The 16,611-nt window shown below is 28.3% G+C and carries 16 protein-coding genes; 13 read left to right on the top strand and 3 right to left on the bottom strand.

Annotation, left to right across the window (positions count from 1 at the left end; all coding sequences use genetic code 4):
- The first annotated feature begins 14 nt into the window (after positions 1-14).
- The 8 genes from dnaX to T385_RS0102935 all read left to right on the top strand — a co-directional run bounded on the left by dnaX (position 15) and on the right by T385_RS0102935 (position 8,039).
- Positions 15-1,853 carry a DNA polymerase III subunit gamma/tau gene (gene dnaX / locus T385_RS0102900; RefSeq protein WP_029906367.1) on the top strand — a complete coding sequence of 613 codons (1,839 nt, stop codon included), beginning with the start codon at positions 15-17 and terminating at the stop codon, positions 1,851-1,853.
- A 9-nt stretch (positions 1,854-1,862) separates the two neighbouring features.
- Entirely contained in the window at positions 1,863-2,153 is a 291-nt protein-coding gene (locus tag T385_RS0102905) for a YbaB/EbfC family nucleoid-associated protein (RefSeq protein WP_029906369.1), read from the top strand.
- Positions 2,154-2,155: 2 nt separating this feature from the next.
- Positions 2,156-2,746, top strand: a complete 591-nt coding sequence (locus tag T385_RS0102910) for a toprim domain-containing protein (RefSeq protein ID WP_029906371.1) — start codon at positions 2,156-2,158, stop codon at positions 2,744-2,746.
- Positions 2,747-2,754: 8 nt separating this feature from the next.
- The gene (tmk, locus tag T385_RS0102915) at positions 2,755-3,426 is read left to right on the top strand and encodes a dTMP kinase (RefSeq protein ID WP_029906373.1); all 672 of its coding nucleotides are present in this window, start codon (positions 2,755-2,757) and stop codon (positions 3,424-3,426) included.
- Positions 3,416-4,330: a hypothetical protein gene (locus tag T385_RS03595; RefSeq protein ID WP_051677977.1), complete on the top strand. Its 915-nt coding sequence runs from the start codon at positions 3,416-3,418 to the stop codon at positions 4,328-4,330. The genes tmk and T385_RS03595 overlap by 11 nt, the downstream gene beginning before the upstream one ends.
- A complete protein-coding gene (gene rsmI / locus T385_RS0102925) occupies positions 4,323-5,048 on the top strand; it encodes a 16S rRNA (cytidine(1402)-2'-O)-methyltransferase (RefSeq protein WP_029906377.1) in 726 nt (241 codons plus the stop codon). Before T385_RS03595 ends, rsmI begins: the two co-directional genes overlap by 8 nt.
- Before the next feature lie 203 nt (positions 5,049-5,251).
- Entirely contained in the window at positions 5,252-6,904 is a 1,653-nt protein-coding gene (locus tag T385_RS0102930; RefSeq protein ID WP_029906379.1) for a ribonuclease J, read from the top strand.
- Between the two features lie 163 nt (positions 6,905-7,067).
- Positions 7,068-8,039, top strand: a complete 972-nt coding sequence (locus tag T385_RS0102935) for an Eco57I restriction-modification methylase domain-containing protein (RefSeq protein WP_029906381.1) — start codon at positions 7,068-7,070, stop codon at positions 8,037-8,039.
- A gap of 216 nt (positions 8,040-8,255) precedes the next feature.
- Here T385_RS0102935 and T385_RS0102940 read toward each other — a convergent pair whose 3' ends face one another.
- On the bottom strand, positions 8,256-8,885 hold the full coding sequence (locus T385_RS0102940; RefSeq protein ID WP_051677978.1) for a DUF402 domain-containing protein: 630 nt from the start codon (positions 8,883-8,885) through the stop codon (positions 8,256-8,258).
- 238 nt (positions 8,886-9,123) lie between these two features.
- Between T385_RS0102940 and T385_RS0102945 the strand changes: the two genes are divergently transcribed.
- The 5 genes from T385_RS0102945 to rpmG all read left to right on the top strand — a co-directional run bounded on the left by T385_RS0102945 (position 9,124) and on the right by rpmG (position 12,576).
- A complete protein-coding gene (locus T385_RS0102945) occupies positions 9,124-10,422 on the top strand; it encodes an HAD family acid phosphatase (protein WP_029906385.1) in 1,299 nt (432 codons plus the stop codon).
- Positions 10,423-10,650: 228 nt separating this feature from the next.
- Positions 10,651-10,866, top strand: a complete 216-nt coding sequence (locus tag T385_RS0102950; protein WP_029906394.1) for an MAG6790 family protein — start codon at positions 10,651-10,653, stop codon at positions 10,864-10,866.
- A 183-nt stretch (positions 10,867-11,049) separates the two neighbouring features.
- A complete protein-coding gene (ftsY, locus tag T385_RS0102955; protein WP_029906396.1) occupies positions 11,050-12,102 on the top strand; it encodes a signal recognition particle-docking protein FtsY in 1,053 nt (350 codons plus the stop codon).
- Positions 12,089-12,325 carry a sigma factor-like helix-turn-helix DNA-binding protein gene (locus T385_RS0102960; protein ID WP_029906398.1) on the top strand — a complete coding sequence of 79 codons (237 nt, stop codon included), beginning with the start codon at positions 12,089-12,091 and terminating at the stop codon, positions 12,323-12,325. Before ftsY ends, T385_RS0102960 begins: the two co-directional genes overlap by 14 nt.
- A gap of 98 nt (positions 12,326-12,423) precedes the next feature.
- Positions 12,424-12,576, top strand: coding sequence for a 50S ribosomal protein L33 (gene rpmG / locus T385_RS0102965; protein WP_029906400.1), 153 nt, complete (start codon positions 12,424-12,426; stop codon positions 12,574-12,576).
- An 80-nt stretch (positions 12,577-12,656) separates the two neighbouring features.
- Here the strand turns inward: rpmG and T385_RS0102970 are convergent, their stop codons facing one another.
- Positions 12,657-13,565 (bottom strand): 5'-3' exonuclease, encoded by a 909-nt coding sequence (locus T385_RS0102970; protein ID WP_029906402.1) that lies wholly within the window; start codon positions 13,563-13,565, stop codon positions 12,657-12,659.
- 7 nt (positions 13,566-13,572) lie between these two features.
- Positions 13,573-16,479, bottom strand: coding sequence for a DNA polymerase III subunit alpha (dnaE, locus tag T385_RS0102975; RefSeq protein WP_029906404.1), 2,907 nt, complete (start codon positions 16,477-16,479; stop codon positions 13,573-13,575).
- Positions 16,480-16,611 lie beyond the last annotated feature (132 nt).

Raw genomic sequence — 16,611 nt, forward strand, 5'->3', positions numbered from 1 at the left:
GAGGATTTTTAATCGTGGAATATAAAGCATTATATCGTAAATATAGACCTAAATCCTTCGCTGAAGTGTGCGGCCAAGATTATATTGTGCAAACTTTAAAAAATATCATCAATAATTATAGAGTTTCGCATGCATACCTTTTTGCAGGGCCAAGAGGAGTTGGCAAAACCTCATTAGCTAAAATTTTTGCTGCAGCGTTAAATTGTGGACATTCAGCTGATTTAACTGAGATTTGTGAACATTGCAAAGTTAATCAAGATAATAATTTTGACATTATTGAAATGGATGCGGCTTCAAATAATGGTGTAAATGAAATTAGAGAGCTAAGAGACAAAATAATGCATTCGCCGGCAACCGGAAAATATAAAATTTACATAATCGATGAAGTTCATATGCTTTCAAAAGGTGCTTTTAATGCTTTATTAAAAACTTTAGAAGAGCCACCGAAACATGCTATTTTTATTTTAGCAACTACAGATCCACAAAAAATTCCCGTGACTATTCTCTCGAGAGTTCAAAGGTATAATTTTCGCAAAATTTCTTATCTAGATATGCAGCAGCATATTAAATTTATTTTAGAAAGCGAAAAAATCGATTACGAACCAAATATTGTGCCTTACGTTGCGAGACTTTCGCAAGGTGCCCTCAGGGATGCTCTTTCTATTATTGACCAAGCAATTGCGTATGGGAATGGTAAAATTAGTTTGCAAGATATTGTTTATGCTTTTGGCATAACAAGCAGTGATAAGTTAATTGAAATTGCAAACGATTTATATCTCGGTAAAGTTAAACAAGCATTAAAAATTTTTAATGATTTAAGGGCATCGGGCATTGATTCAACAAACTTTCTAACAAATTTTCAACTGCTTTTTAAAGATTATTTAATTTATCAAAAATCTAATGATCTTAGCTTATGCGAATTGCTTTCTGAGGAAGAAATGAAAGAGCTTAAATTATCATTAAAATTTGCTTTTGATGCTGTAGATAAGCTTTATCAGTTAAGTAAAGAGTTAATTTTTAGTGAATCACCTTTCCAATTAATTGAAATCGCATTAATTAAATTAACTAATGAAGAAATAATACAAAGAAAAGAGGATAATATGTTTAATAAAAATCCAGATGATAAAGTAAAAAAAATTCTCGAAACTACTCAAGAATTTATTTTAGATAATAATGAAAATACTGCGGAACATAATCAAGTTAACAATGATTTAATTGGTTCTCAACTAGACACGAGCCTAGAAAGTTCACTAATTACAACTAGCGAGTTTTCATTAGATGATATTGATTCTGCTGAAGAGGAAGAACCTCGGCAGATAGAAAATAAAACAAATAATATCCAGATATTAAAATTTGATGAAAAACACTATAGCCAGCTTAAATTTGAAACAAAAGAAACAAAAGAATCTATTCAAAGATTAATATTACTTTCAGATAACGAATATAAGGCTATTCACGTAGAACAAATTAAGTCGCTTTGAATATCTTCTAAATACAAGCACATCCCTAAATATCAAGACTTAGTTTTAGCATTTAGCAGAATGAAGAAAATTTTAACTAGCAATGAAGATTTTTTGCTTTTCTACTCAGAAGATGAACCAGCTTTAATTTTTTTACAGGAAAATGCTTATAGTGTAGCGGTGCAGGAATTAATGGAAAATGTAACCGACTCAAAAAAACATTTATTTTTTATCAATAATATAGATTTATATAGGGAAGCCAAAAAAGATTTAGCTATTAAGTTTCAAAATGAAGAAATAAATATAGACAATGTCGAAAAGCTCGGCCCAATTATTACTCAGGGACAAACTAATGCACAATTAATTTTTGATGAAATTGCTGCAATTAAATAAGGAGAAATTATGGATCAACAAATGTTAAGAAAAATGCAAAAACTTCAAAAAGATTACTCTGAAAAGGCAGAAGTTTTCGCAGATCAAAAATTCACACTAGAGAAGCAAGGAATTGAGATTGTGATGAAAGGAAATAAAAAAATGGTTTCAATTAAAATTAAAGATGAAATTTTAATTGATCCCGAAGATCCTGAAACATTAGAGGACTTAATTGTTTTAACAATTAATGAACTTGAAAATCAAATTGATGAAGAACAAGAAAAATTAATGCCTAACTTACCTGCAGGTTTTGGATTTTAATTGTGTTTAAAAGTAAAGAAAAATTAAATGTTTTACTCAAACAAATTCCTGGCATAACTAAAAAAACTGCAGATAAAATTTCAACCTACCTATTAAATGAAAATGATCTATTTATAGGTGATTTAGTTGAATCAATTCACGGGATGAGGTCAAGAATAAATCGTTGCACAAAGTGTAATTTATACCAAGAAGATAATAAATGTAACAATTGCGATAAACCTAAAAATTATGATATTTTAATGATTGTTGAAGATGCAAATATTGTTAACAGAATTAAAGAAATCGAATTTTTTGATGGCTATTATTACGTGCTTCCTTACTTGATCAATACAAAAGAAAACTTAACCGATGATAAATTTAAATATTTACATCTTAAAAAATATGTTGAAGAACATAATTTTGAAGAAATAATTATAGTAATTTCACCAACATTGGAAGGTGAAATTACTACCAACCATTTACTTAAATTACTAAGCAACACCAAAATAAAAATTACTCGCGCGGCAATAGGCATGCCTATGGGTTCAAATATTGATTATTTAGACCAATTTACTATTAAACAAGCGATAAAAAACAGAAATGAAAACAAATAAGGAGCAGCATGTTTATAACACTTGAAGGACCGGACGGAAGCGGTAAAACAACTTTAATAACTCGTCTAATGAGTGAACTGTTAAATATTATGCCAAATTTAGAATATGTTTTAACTCGTGAACCAGGCGGCAAAGGTTTAAAGGAAGCTGAAAAAATCCGCGAAATTATTTTAGACAAAGAAAGCAATCTTTCAGGTGTTGCGGAGGCAATGCTTTATAGCACTAGTCGTCGAATTCATTTAGAAAAAATTATCTGACCTGCTCTTAAGGATGATAAATTAGTTTTATGTGACAGATATGTAGATAGTTTTTATGCATACCAAGGGTATGCTAGAAATTTAGGTATTGATTTTGTAAAAAATTTGACCAATTTAATTATTGATAATACGATGCCTGACATTACAATTTTTCTAAATATAACTCCACAACAAAGCAAGAAGCGTTTAAAAACACAAAGACTGATTCAAGATCGTATGGATACCGAAACAGTCGAGTTTCACCAAAAAGTTTATGATGCTTACCAAAAATTAATATCTAGTGATCCTGATAGATTTATCATCGTTAATGCAGCTAATACTATTGATGAAGTTTTTGAAGAAACCTTTAAAAAACTTTTGGCTCATCCAAAACTCAAGCAGTGACTCAAAAAAAAGAACAAAGAGTTAAATAATGCTAGCTAATAATATTAAAAAAATTATTGATAACTCATACTTAAGACAAAATTTTGCGCACTGCTACATTTTTAAAGGGAATAATAATAAAAGCATTGATGAAGCAGTGCTTTATTTTGTTAACACATTGATGCAAAGCAAGTTTGTTGATTTAAAAGTTGATCAACCAATTAATGTAAAAATTTTTAATGATGGTGAAGATTCAATACAATTAACTAAAGAAAAAATAATTGAAATTTTTGACAGTAGCGCATACTCTGTTTTAGAAGATAATTCACCCAAAATTATTATTTTGAAAAATGTCGAAGAGGCATCGCCACAAGCATTAAATGCATTATTAAAAACGATTGAGGAACCATCACCAAATGTTTATTTTTTGCTAACAACAAAAAAACTTTCGCTAGTTTTAAAAACGATTAAAAGTCGTTCGCTTGTGTTAAATATTCCTGACGTAAATGATGATAGTATTAAAAATATTCTCGATGCTGAAGGATTTAATAGTACACAAATATGACTATACAGTAGCGTTTTTAGAGATATAAATGATATTAAACTAGCTCATAATTTTGATTTCTGAAACCTGTTTAATTTAACTTTAGAAGCAATAAAAAAATCTGTTGAAAATAAATATAATTTAGCAATTTTTTTACACAAATATGCCAAGAAAGATACTGAAAAAACTTTTGAATATATTTGCAGAATAATTCAATTCATTGCTTCCTGATCTTGATTATCAAAAAAACAAATTGAAACTGATTTTTTAGATGATTTTAATTATATTAAAAAGCTAAAAATTAATTATTTGGGTTGGTATAAAGCGACTGATAAGTATCTATCTAATCTTAACGAATTATTCAATCAATTTTTACAGATGCAAAATTTAATTATCGAATTAATGGAGAATTATGTCTAAAATTTTTATCGTTGGCACACCAATTGGCAATTTAAAAGATATTACTTTAAGGGCTTTGGAAACACTAAAATCAGTTGATTTTATTGCATGTGAAGATACAAGAACTAGTCGAAAGTTATTGAAGCATTATGATATTAATAAACCCTTGTTTGCTTATCATAAAATGAACGAAAAAGCAAGTGCTACAGCACTTTTAGACAAAATTAAAGATAATGAAAAAACATTAGCTCTAATAAGTGATGCTGGTATGCCTTTAATTAGCGATCCTGGTTTTGAACTAATAAAACAGGCAAGAGAAATGAATTTAGAAGTTGCGATGATACCTGGAGTCAGCGCTTCAATTACTGCCTTAGCATGAAGTGGATTATCATCCACATTTACATTTATGGGTTTCCCAAATGAGAAATCATCACAACGACAAAAAGCATTGTTAAATCACAATTTTGATGATGCATATATATACTTTGTTGCACCACACAAATTGATCAATTTTTTAAAAGATATTGCCGCCACATTTAATGATGAAGCAACAATTTTTTTAGCCAAAGAATTAACTAAAATGTTTGAAAAACACTATTATGGAACTGCATCAAATCTAATAGATTTTTTTAAGGATCAAATCATTAAAGGTGAATTCACTTTAGTGCTGAAAAGGAATAAGCTAAAACATGAAAAAGTAAATAAATATGCAAAATTTTCTAAGATAAAAGTTCAATAATAATTTGGCAAGTTATTGCTTTTTTATTTGCTTTTTTGTTTCTAAAACCGCAATAATACAGTTAAATTAGCTAAATGTTAACAAAACTATTTCTAAAATAATTATTAGAATATTAATATCATATATTTCATATATCCTTTATAATGTATAATAATAAAAAAACTATACTTATTTCAAAATAATAATAAATAATAAGGAGCAATATGAATCATATTAATATTTTCGCTCTGGGCGGATTAGATGAAAATGGCAAAAACTGTTATGTTTTAGAATTCAATGAAAAAATTTACATCATTAATAGTGGCGTCAAAATTCCTATTAATGCAGTAAATGGAGTTGACACTTTAATTCCTTCATTTGATTATTTAGAAAAAAATAAAAAAAGAATTCAAGGCATGTTTATTACTGATGTCAAAAATGAAAGTTTTTCAGCTTTACCATGATTGTTAATGAAAATTCCAAACCTAACAATTTATACTTCAAAATTTAATGAAATATTAATACGTGATAGGCTAGCAAAATATAACATTCCAAATCGCCAACATAAAATAATTGCATTAACTAAAATGACTAAAATTGGTCCAATTTTTGTACAACCACTCGAGTTAGCTGGTTCAATGCCCGGTCACATAGCTATAGATTTTGTGACTCCGGATGGAGACATATTATTTATAGCTAATTTTGTTGAAGGCGATTTAGGAATTTATGGAAAATTAGATTATCAACAACTTAAAAAACATTTTACAAAACGCAAATTATTAGCTTTAATTGTTGATTCGGGACGTAGCAATTATGCTGGGAGAGCAATTGATAAAATTAGTTTGCCTTCATCAGTTAAAGATGTGTTTTTAAGAGCTAAACCAAACGAAAGAATTATCGTTGGAGCTTATGATGAAGAGATGGTGGCTATTCACCAAATTTTAGATTTAGCAGTGCAAACAAATAGACCTGTAATTACTTATGGCAAGCAATATGGACAACTTTTTAATATTATTAAAAAAGCACATCCAGAAATGAAATGACCTGAATTAGTTGATTATCGCTATGCAAATAAAACCAAAAATGCTGTTATTTTAGTTACCGGATCAACTGAAAGAATTTTTTCTCGCTTTTTAAGAATTGCAAATAATAATGATGTCTTTTTAAAAATCAATAAAACAGATACAGTTATTATGATTGCTCCTGCAATTAATGGTTTAGAAAGTATGGAAGCAGTGACTTTAGATGATATTGCTCGTGTGACGCCAAAATTAGTTGATGTTACATCAACTGAATACTATCGCCACCGCCCAGCTCGCCAAGATATCATTAATCTTGTTGATACCCTAAAACCAGATTATGTTATCCCAATCATGGGTCTCTACAGGTATTTAAATGATTGTGTTCGTTATATTTCAACTGAATTAAAGTACCAACAAGATAAATTAATTTTGATGCAAAATGGAAAAATTGCCCACTTCATTGATGAAAAATATACTGCAAGTAAAGCAAAAATCAAACAAGTTGGAGATACAATAGTTGATGGTTATGGAGTAGGCGATATTTCAACTGAAGTTATAAATGAGAGAGAAATTTTAGGTCGTGATGGGGTTATAATTGTGACTACACGTTATAATGCAACTTCTAAAAAGTTAGTTGGCTCATTGCATATTAATTTTATTGGTGTGATTGATAAAGATTCTAAGAAAGAAGCAACCGAATTAATTAAAAGTTTAATAATCAAAACAATGGATACCGAGGAATTTGAAGGAATAAGAGATTTTCATAATCGCTTAAGACAAGTTATTCGTAAAAAGATTTTTAAAACATTTGATAAAGAGCCAATGGTTGTTATCAATATGCCTAATGTACAGTAGTTTTAGTAAAAAACTACTTTTTTATTTACAAAAAAAACTGATGTTTTTATGTGATATAGAAGGCTTTTTAAAGTTAGTTTAGACTTTGTTTTTTATTTTTTTAAGCCAAAAAAAGAATAAAGGTAAATAATATTATAAAATTAAAAAATAAAGGTGGTTGTTGGTGTCTAAAATTAAACATGGTCAATTTTTTACTGAAAAGGATGTTTTTGAGAACAACCTAATTTTTACTGAATTCATGCAAAAAAACAATTTATGAGGAGCTAATATTTTAGAACCATTTGCTGGAAAAAATAATCTTATTAATTTTTTAAAAAAATATAAAAGTGATATTGTTTTTTCTTCTTATGATATTGAACCACAGAGTAAAGAAGTACAGTTTAATGACAGTATAAAAAATTGGTTTTATAAAGGTTTCGACCTAGTCATAACCAATCCGCCTTACCTATCAAAGCATTCATCGAAACGAATAAATATAGAGGTTGACTTTGAAAATTATGATGATCTATATAAATTATCTTTAGATAGGTGCATTAAAAATGTACGTTTTACAATCGCAATAATTCCAACAACATTAATAAATAGCAACCGAAAAATAGACAAAAATTTATTAGATAAACTTTTGATTTTTCAATTATTACCTTCTAAAGAAAACTTTAATGATACCGAGCACCCTGTAGCAATTGGATACTTTGATAACCAAAAAAACTCTGATGATTTTTTAATTTATGAGCATAGCAATCTAATTGCATCCTATAAGGAATTAACAACAACTAACCAAAAAATATTAATGTCTAAAAACAAATTATCCATTAAATTTAATGTTAAAGGTGGAAACTTATGTATTAATACTGGAGATAATACGAGAGATAAAACCAACATAATGTTCCATGCTTCAAATTGAAAAAATGATAATGATGTTAAGCAAACAGATAGGCACAAGGTAAAGCTTTTAGTTGAAAATAAAGAAATAACTCCACAATTTATAGACAAATTAAATTATAAAATACGTGAATTAAGGGAAAACAATTGTGATTATTTATGAGCATCCTTTAAAGGTGTAAGTAGAACAGGCCACTTTAGAAAAAGACTTGATTTTGATACAATTAAAAAAATTATAAATGCTATTTTATAATTTTTTTAATTCCAGAATTAGAGAATTTATATTAAAGATTTTTGAAACATTTGATAAAGAACCAATGGTTGTTATCAATATGCCTAATGTACAGTAGTTTTGGTAAAATATTAAATAATAAAAAGTGGACTAGCATTATTAGCGTATCCACTTTTTTTGATTGTGCTTTATTTATTTTTGTTTAAAAATTAAATAATAAAAGCACGTAAAGTGCCTTTATTCAATACCTTCAAGAAGTTTATCAGCTGAATCATCATTAATAAATTTTTTGGGAGTAATGCGAAAATCATTCATTAGAGATTTGTCTTTTTTAAGTTCATTAACATAGTATTCAACAATTTTATCATTAAAAAAGTAACGATTAGCGCTAACTAAAGATAATACTTCAGCTAATGAATCTTGAATTTTTTTAATAAGCTTCGGAGGATATTTATATAACTTTGAATTGATGCGGAACTCATCTTTATCAGCGATTTGAATTTCGCGACGCGGATAATTTTTAACATCTAAATCAAAGTCAACAAACTTGATAGTATTATCTTCATAAATAGGTTTTGAAGCCATATTTACATAAATGTAATTATTTTTAGAACGCAAGAGAACTAAAGCATTGTAATCGCTGTGTTTTGGAATAAATCAAATTGCCGGCTCTCGATAAGTTCACGATTTTTTTCTAGTTTCAGCCACACGAGTTTTATGTAAAAATAATACATATTGATTATCAGTGTTTCTTAAGACTTTTACGCCATTTCATTGCTTATATAATTCGCCATTATATTTGTAAGCTTGAACATTAATAATTGAACCCAAAAGTGGAAAAACCATTTTAGGTGGATTTTTAGCCATTGTTTTCCTTAATCTAATAATTATTAGTTATTTTTAATTTTCGGACGAGAATATTTTCTCTATCATTATTTTATTATAAAAGCTTACAAAATTGTAATAAATCACCAAAAGCTTTCTTTTATTAACGTATATAGTGATGCCTAATAAAATAGAATAATTACATTAATAATTCCATATTGATAATAAGCTTCGTAAAAAAATGTATAATTGGTTCGATACAAAAAATAAAGGAAGAAAAATGAGCAAAAAATTAAGATTTTTAATTACTGGATTAGCTCCAGTTACTATGATTCCTGCTTTAGCAATATCATGTAAAAATGACAAACAACAACAAGAGCAAACACCAACTCAAGAGCAAAAAATAACTTTAGAAACCTTAGAAGCTGAAGTTAAAAAGCTATCTACAGAGCAAAAAGTTAAATTAATTCAATCGCTTAATTTAACAAATGAAGAAAAAGGTAAATTAATTCAAGCAGTTAACAAAGGAGCTGGAATTACTTCTGCAATCGTTTGATATATGACATCAGCTGAACAAAGATTAGCAGCTACACAAGCTTACACATTAGCTACTGTAGCTTTTGATAATTTAAAAACTAAGTGAGCAAGTCAAGATAATATTGATTACGGCAAAGTTGATAAAGATTCAGGTAAAGTTTCTAATCCGGATTCAGATAAAGCTGTGCCGGTCGTATTTATGGACATCGATGAAACAGTTTTAGTTAATGAATATTCAGAAAGCAACTTAGTATTAAATGATAATGGTAAATTTGTGGAAGAACACAAAGATGCCGTTGATGCTAAAGGAAACAGAAGAGCTGTACCTGGTGCAATTGAGTTTATAAACCACGTTTTTGAAAACGGTGGGATCGTAATGTTCAACTCAGGAATAAGACAATTAGAAGCATCAGTTAAAGGAATTAAAGCCAACTTAATTAAGTTAGGTGTTAAACAACAATATGTTCAAGACTGAATGTTTTGATGTTCAGGAGTTGATCCAGTTGATAAAGAAGGTAAATCCCCAGACAAAACACCTTGAAAAACAGCTATAGAAAAATTCAATGACCCTGCTAATCAAAATAAGTTAAAAGAATTAGGCAAAGTTACAAGTAAAAACCAAAGAATGAATGCTGTAAGTGAAAACACAGAAGGTTGAAACTTCGGCGCTAGCCAAGAAGGTTCAGGCGATAAAGTTGTAACTAAAGTTATTATGAGAGTTGGAGACGACTTCAATGACTTCTATGATGATGCATATAAACATCTAAAAAGCAATAAAGCAAACAATGATTGATTAGATCAAAACGAAAAAGCTAAAAAATTATTTACAGACATTAATGGTTCAATGGGTATCATTGTTAAGAAGAAAGACAAAGTTGTTACAGTTACAGACGCAACATGACACCAATTTAATGTTCAAGTTCCAGGTAATGCTATGTATGGCGGATGAACAAGAGAACACTCATATGGCGCATTCGATAAACTTTGAGAAGCTTTACAAAAAATTCAAAAAGAATCAAAAGACGCAACGGAAGCTAAATAATTTATTAAATACCCATCAGCAATGTGGGTATTTTTTAATTTTAAAATTCTTTTTATCCAAAAACAGCCAAATACAGTGTTTTTGGATAAAATAAAAAATTTTTTTCTTAGTTATTTTATAAAAAAATAATAGAAAAAAAGCTGAATAAATTATTTTATTACCTCAATTGTTTCATAAAGTAATAAAATAATTATAGTAGTATTATATTGTACTACTATGAGGAGATTTATGTATAAGTACAAAGCAAAATTACTTGCCAATCAAGAAATAATTGCGCAAGCTAACGATATTGATGAGCTTGAAGGGATGGTATTAAGCTTCCGTCGTAAACAAAAATATGGGGAACACACTTTAGCTAATGAAAAAGTGGAAATCATCCATGTGCTTAGAGATAACCTCAAAGGGCAACATAAATCGAAAGAAGAAGTTATTAAAACAATCTAACTTCTTAAAGGGTGCAAAAGCATCCTTTTCTTTTATAAAAAAATAATAATTTACTAAAAATGCTGTAATACAGTTTTTTTAGTTTAATGTATATTAAATATATTGTTTTCAAAAAAATCGATATATAAGTATAGTAGTATTAAAAAATAAAAATATTTATATTTAATGTAAAATTAGATTAATATGGGATTTTTTAGTTATTTAAAAGAAAAATTATTTGCAAAAAAAAATAAAGATAAGGTTTTAGAAAAACAACAAGAATTAGAAAAACAAGAAGATGAAAAACTTCTTGAATCAGGTAAGCTAGAAAAATATAGCACTGGACTCGAAAAAGCTAGTTCTTTAGGTGCAAAAATTTTACAATTGCAAAGTCAGCACACGAAAATCGATGAAGATTTTTTTGATGAACTAGAAGAAATTTTAATTATGTCTGACATTTCAGCTTCGTTGGTTTATGTAATAATTAAGCACATCAAAAATGAGGTTAAACTTAGAAATTTAACAGATCCGAAACTTATTGGCGAGTTAATTGCTGACCAAATGTTTGTTATTTACACCAATAAAAGCACTGTTGATACAACTTTAAATTTTAAAAATGACAGATTAAATATTTTTGTTTTCATTGGTGTTAATGGTTCAGGCAAAACAACTTCAATTGCCAAAATTGCTCATAAATACGTAAAAATTGGTAAAAAAGTTTTAGTAGCGGCAGCAGATACTTTTAGAGCAGGCGCCGTAAGCCAATTAGAAGTTTGAGCCAATAGAGCTGGTGCTGATATTGTGAAGCCTCAAAAAGAAGGTGTTGACCCTTCATCTGTTGTTTATAGATCTTTAGAAAAAGCTCAAGCCGAAAACTATGACTTGCTACTAATCGATACAGCCGGAAGATTGCAAAATAAAGTTAATTTAATGGCTGAATTAGAAAAAATGTATGGCATTATAGCAAAATTCCAAGATGGTGCACCCCACGAATGTTTACTTGTTTTAGATGCCACAACAGGGCAAAATGGAGTTAGCCAAGCTAAACATTTCTCAGAAGTTGCTAAGCCAACAGGTATTATTTTAACTAAAATGGATGGAACATCTAAGGGTGGAATAGTAATTTCGATTAAAGATGAATTTGATTTGAATGTTAAGTATTTAGGTTTAGGCGAAGGCCTTGACGATTTATGCGAATTTGATTTAGATAATTTTATTTATGCTATCACAAAGGACTTAATCCATGACGATAAATAATGTAGTTGATTTTGACAAATATGAGCACTATATAGACCTTTTTGAAAAATATGCTTCTTTTTTAACTCAAACGCAAAAGCAGGCTTTTATACTTTATTTTCATGAAAATTTATCTTATCAAGAGATTGCGGATATTTTTGCTACAACAAGATCGGCTGTTTATGATGCTGTAAGCAAGGCTATTAAAAAATTAGAAAAGATAGAAGAAAAAATTGCCAATTAGTGGTAAAATAAACTCGCTTATTTATAAGTGAATTATATTTAACAAAATAAACTTATTTTATATAATTATTAAAATATTTTACCTTTGAAGGAGGAGCAATGGCTAGAGAAGGATTTACATTTGTGTGCCAAGAATGCAAAATGGAAAATTACATTGGCAAGAAAAATAAAAAGAATCACCCTGAAAAGGTTGAATTAGCTAAATATTGCAAGAAATGCCAAAAACACACCGACCACAAAGAAAAGAAATAATAATTTTAATTAATGGCTTTGGCCATTTTTTATTTAAAAAAACCAAAACAATTGTGTTACAGCTGTTTTGGTAAAAATAATTATTTTTTAGCTAATGATTTAAAAAAATCCCTAAACTTGCTTAAGTTTTGATTTAGATTATAACATTCAAAAGCTTTAATGCCTTCTTCATAGTTAATTTGAGTAATTAAATATTGTTCTTTATTAGTATTGATATCAACATTTTTATTTAATTTACCTAATTCCTTACACATAAAACCACTATCTTTATCAGCTAATAATTTTTTAGTAATTGTTGCAGATAGTTTATCTAGATTTTCATAAATATTTTCTAGTGTGCCGAAATCATTAATTAATTTAATAGCCCCTTTGTCTCCAATACCGTTTATACCTCTGAGGTTGTCGCTCTTGTCTCCAGCTAACCCTTTAAAATCCGGAATTTGTTCTGGCGTTATACCATACAAAGAAAAGAAATTACCCAGAGTAATTAATTCAAATGGTTCGGTATAAGCTTTAGCACCTGAATTCTTTTTCAATATTGCTGTGTTTTCATTGACTAGTTGTAACAAGTCTTTATCTTTTGAATAAATAAAGTTTAAAGTATTCTTGTTATGGGCGCATAGTGTTGCTATTAGATCATCAGCCTCATCACCGTTTTTTTCAAGTCAAGGGATTTTAGCTTGTGTTAAAATATTTTTTACTATGTCGAATTGATCATATAGTTCTTGTGGGGCTTTAGCTCTGCCTGCTTTGTAATCTGCAAACGATTCATGGCGTTTTGTTTTAGAAGAGGCATCAAAAGCAATAAACAAATAGCTTGGCCTTATTTCCTTTAATACCTTAAATAATGTTGAGAAAAAGACATGAACAGCATTTGTTACATTTCCGTTTTTATCTGTCATTATTGTATTATTTGTTGCTGCGGACGCATAAAAAGATTGAAAAAGTAACAAGTTTCCATCCACTAATAAAAAATTATTATTTTCCATAATTATCCTAATTAATTGTTTTATAGCCTAAAAGGCGTAGCTTATTATTTTTATTTTCAATTTCAAGCTCAATAATTGAGCCGATATTCATATGTGCATATGATCTTTTGTATTCATTATTGCTTACAAAAAAACCATTAGTTCCACTGCTATCTTGAAATTCCAGCAACCCATATGATTTACCTGGAAATTCTTTCTTTGCAATTAATTCTGCAGCCACAAATACTGTTGTATTATTTGGAATTTTCAATAATCTATATTGGTATCTTTTTTCGAATTCGGTAGTATTGAATATATTGAAGCATGCACCTAATAATTGTTTTTCATATTCAGATTCAGCTTTTATATCTTGTTCAATTGTTGTGTCGAATTCAATTGTAATATAGCCATTTTGGTTAATTTTCTCTTCTGCTTCTTCAAAGGTTTTGTAGTTTGCGAACATATTATAAATATGTTTGGTTACATGATCTGCCTCTAAAACAAAATTAACATTACCATAATCTCTAAATGTGTTTGCTTTTATTAAAGTTTCCATTGCAGCATCTTTAATACCAGCAAAACGCAATTTGAGTAATGTTTTAGCTAAATTATCATCAAAATTTTGGTTGTTGCGAGCTATTATAATTTTATTAATAGATTCATTGCCAAAACCTTTAATCATATTTAACGGTAAAACTATTGCATTATCTTTCAATGTGCATTCATTGGTCGAATACTTTATATTCGGTGATAGAAATGGATATTTAATTTTTCTTAATTCATTAACATATTTTAAAATTGTTGTTTGTGAACCATTAGCATTAGTTATAAGTGAAGAATAAAATAAATGTGCATATCTAGCTTTATAATAAGCCATTTTCATAGTTAAAAAGGCATAACTAACTGCATGTGACTTATTAAAACCATATTCTGCAAAACGCAAAATATTTAAGTATATTTTGTCTATTAAGTCTATAGATAGTCCATTTTGGTAAGCACCATAATAAAATTTTTCTTTATAAAGCTTAATTTTATCTTCATTCTTTTTGCTTATTGCACGTCTCAAGAAATCTGCTTCTTCAGGACTCAAATTTGCAACTTCTTGTGCTATTTGCATTATTTGTTCTTGGTAAACAATTATGCCAAAAGTTGAGCCAACAATTTTGTCATAAGCCGGATGAATTTTCAATATTTTTGATGGATATTTTTTATTATTTGCATAAATATCAATGTTAGCCATTGGTCCGGGCCTAAAAAGAGAAATCAAAGCATATACATCATCAAAGCTATCTAAATTTACTTTTTTGATTGTGTTTTTCATTCCAGCAGATTCAAGTTGAAAAATACCTTCAGTGAAGCCTTTATTTAGCATATTTAAAGTTGAGGGATCATGAATATCAAGCGGAAATTTTTGGAGAACATTTTCAAAGTGCAATTCTTTATCCAATTTGCTTTCTATGTCTTGGATTTCTGTTAATGTCTTTAAGCCTAATAAGTCAATTTTAATTAGGCCAAAATCTTCAACATAGTCCATTGGTAATTGAACTTGATTAAATGTTTCATCCCCACTTAAACAAAGTGGTGCATACTCAATTATAGGTTTATCAGCTATAATAAAACCAGCAGGGTGATAACTTTGTTGTCTGATTAATCCCTCTATTTTACGGGCTATTTGGTATAAATTTTGATATTGGCTAATTTCAATTTTGAAATCTTTATTTTTTAAATAAGCTTCATCTAAAGATTCATTTATTCTGATGCTTTTTGATATTCTATCAATAATCGGAAGCGGAATTTTTAAAATTCTACCCGCATCACGAATAGCCGTTTTAGCTCCAACAGTTTGAAAAGTTGAAATTAAAGCCGTATAAGCTGAACCGTATTTATTTTTTAAGTATTCAAAAACTTCCATTCTTCTATTATCTTGCAAGTCAATATCAATATCTGGCCACGAGCTTCTCGCAGGATTTAAAAACCTTTCAAATAATAAATTATATTGCAGCGGATTAATTGTCGTGATATTAAATAAATAAGAAATTAATGATCCAGCAGCTGAACCACGACCCGGGCCAACTGAAATCCTTTGATTTTTAGCTCAATTTACCAAATCTTGAATAATTAAAAAGTAATTTACAAAACCTTGCTCAATAATAACTTTTTTTTCATATTTAACACGTTGAAGATAATCAGGATATTTGCTTAATTCCCGTTGTTTTTCAATGATTTTAGCTTCTAGTAGATTATTAAAGTATTCGATATTTTCTTCTAAAGTTTTATTTTCATAGCTTGCTAAATGCATTTGCTTTTCAGGAAAAATAACATTACATTCAGCTATGATTTTATCAATCCTATCAATGATAATTTCATCAACTGATATATCATTTTCATAATCATAATAAATTGTATCTTTTTCATTATTGCCAATTTCTTGAATTACATTTAAGGCATCACAATCACTTGCCAAAATTAACTTATTAACCTTTAGCACAATAGAATTAGGCAAATTTGGATCAGATGAATTTATAAAGTAGTTGTCTTTAAAAATAGGCAAGATCTTTTTTTCTTTAGCATAATAGCCATAAATTGGATGATCCAAAATAAAAAGATTATTGTCGTTAATGTCCGTGACTGTAATAGTTTCATTTTTACTCTTTAAAAAAGATAATTTATTTAATTTTTGATATCCTAAATAGTTTTTAGCTAATAAAATAAACCGATATTCACCAACATCTAAATCAAGACCAATAATTGGTTTAATGTCGTACTTTTTAGACAAATTAAGGTGTTCACCTAAACCAAAAAGATTATTATGATCGCTTAAAACTACGGCATCTAAATTATTTTTTTTAGCTATTTCATATAAATCTTCAAGCTTAATTAACGAATCCAAAAATGAGTAATGGGTTGTGTTATAAAGATTAGTAAATTTTTTCATATTATTATTATATTAGAATTAATACCATATTATTCTATTTAGATTTTTAACTTTAGGCAATTTAACTTTTTTACAGGTATTACAGTGAAAAAAAATGAAAAAAATAATACTTTAGAAGTATTATTTTGACTA

The organism is Mycoplasmopsis opalescens ATCC 27921, from assembly GCF_000712185.1.
Taxonomy (GTDB): domain Bacteria; phylum Bacillota_I; class Bacilli_A; order Mycoplasmatales; family Metamycoplasmataceae; genus Mycoplasmopsis; species Mycoplasmopsis opalescens.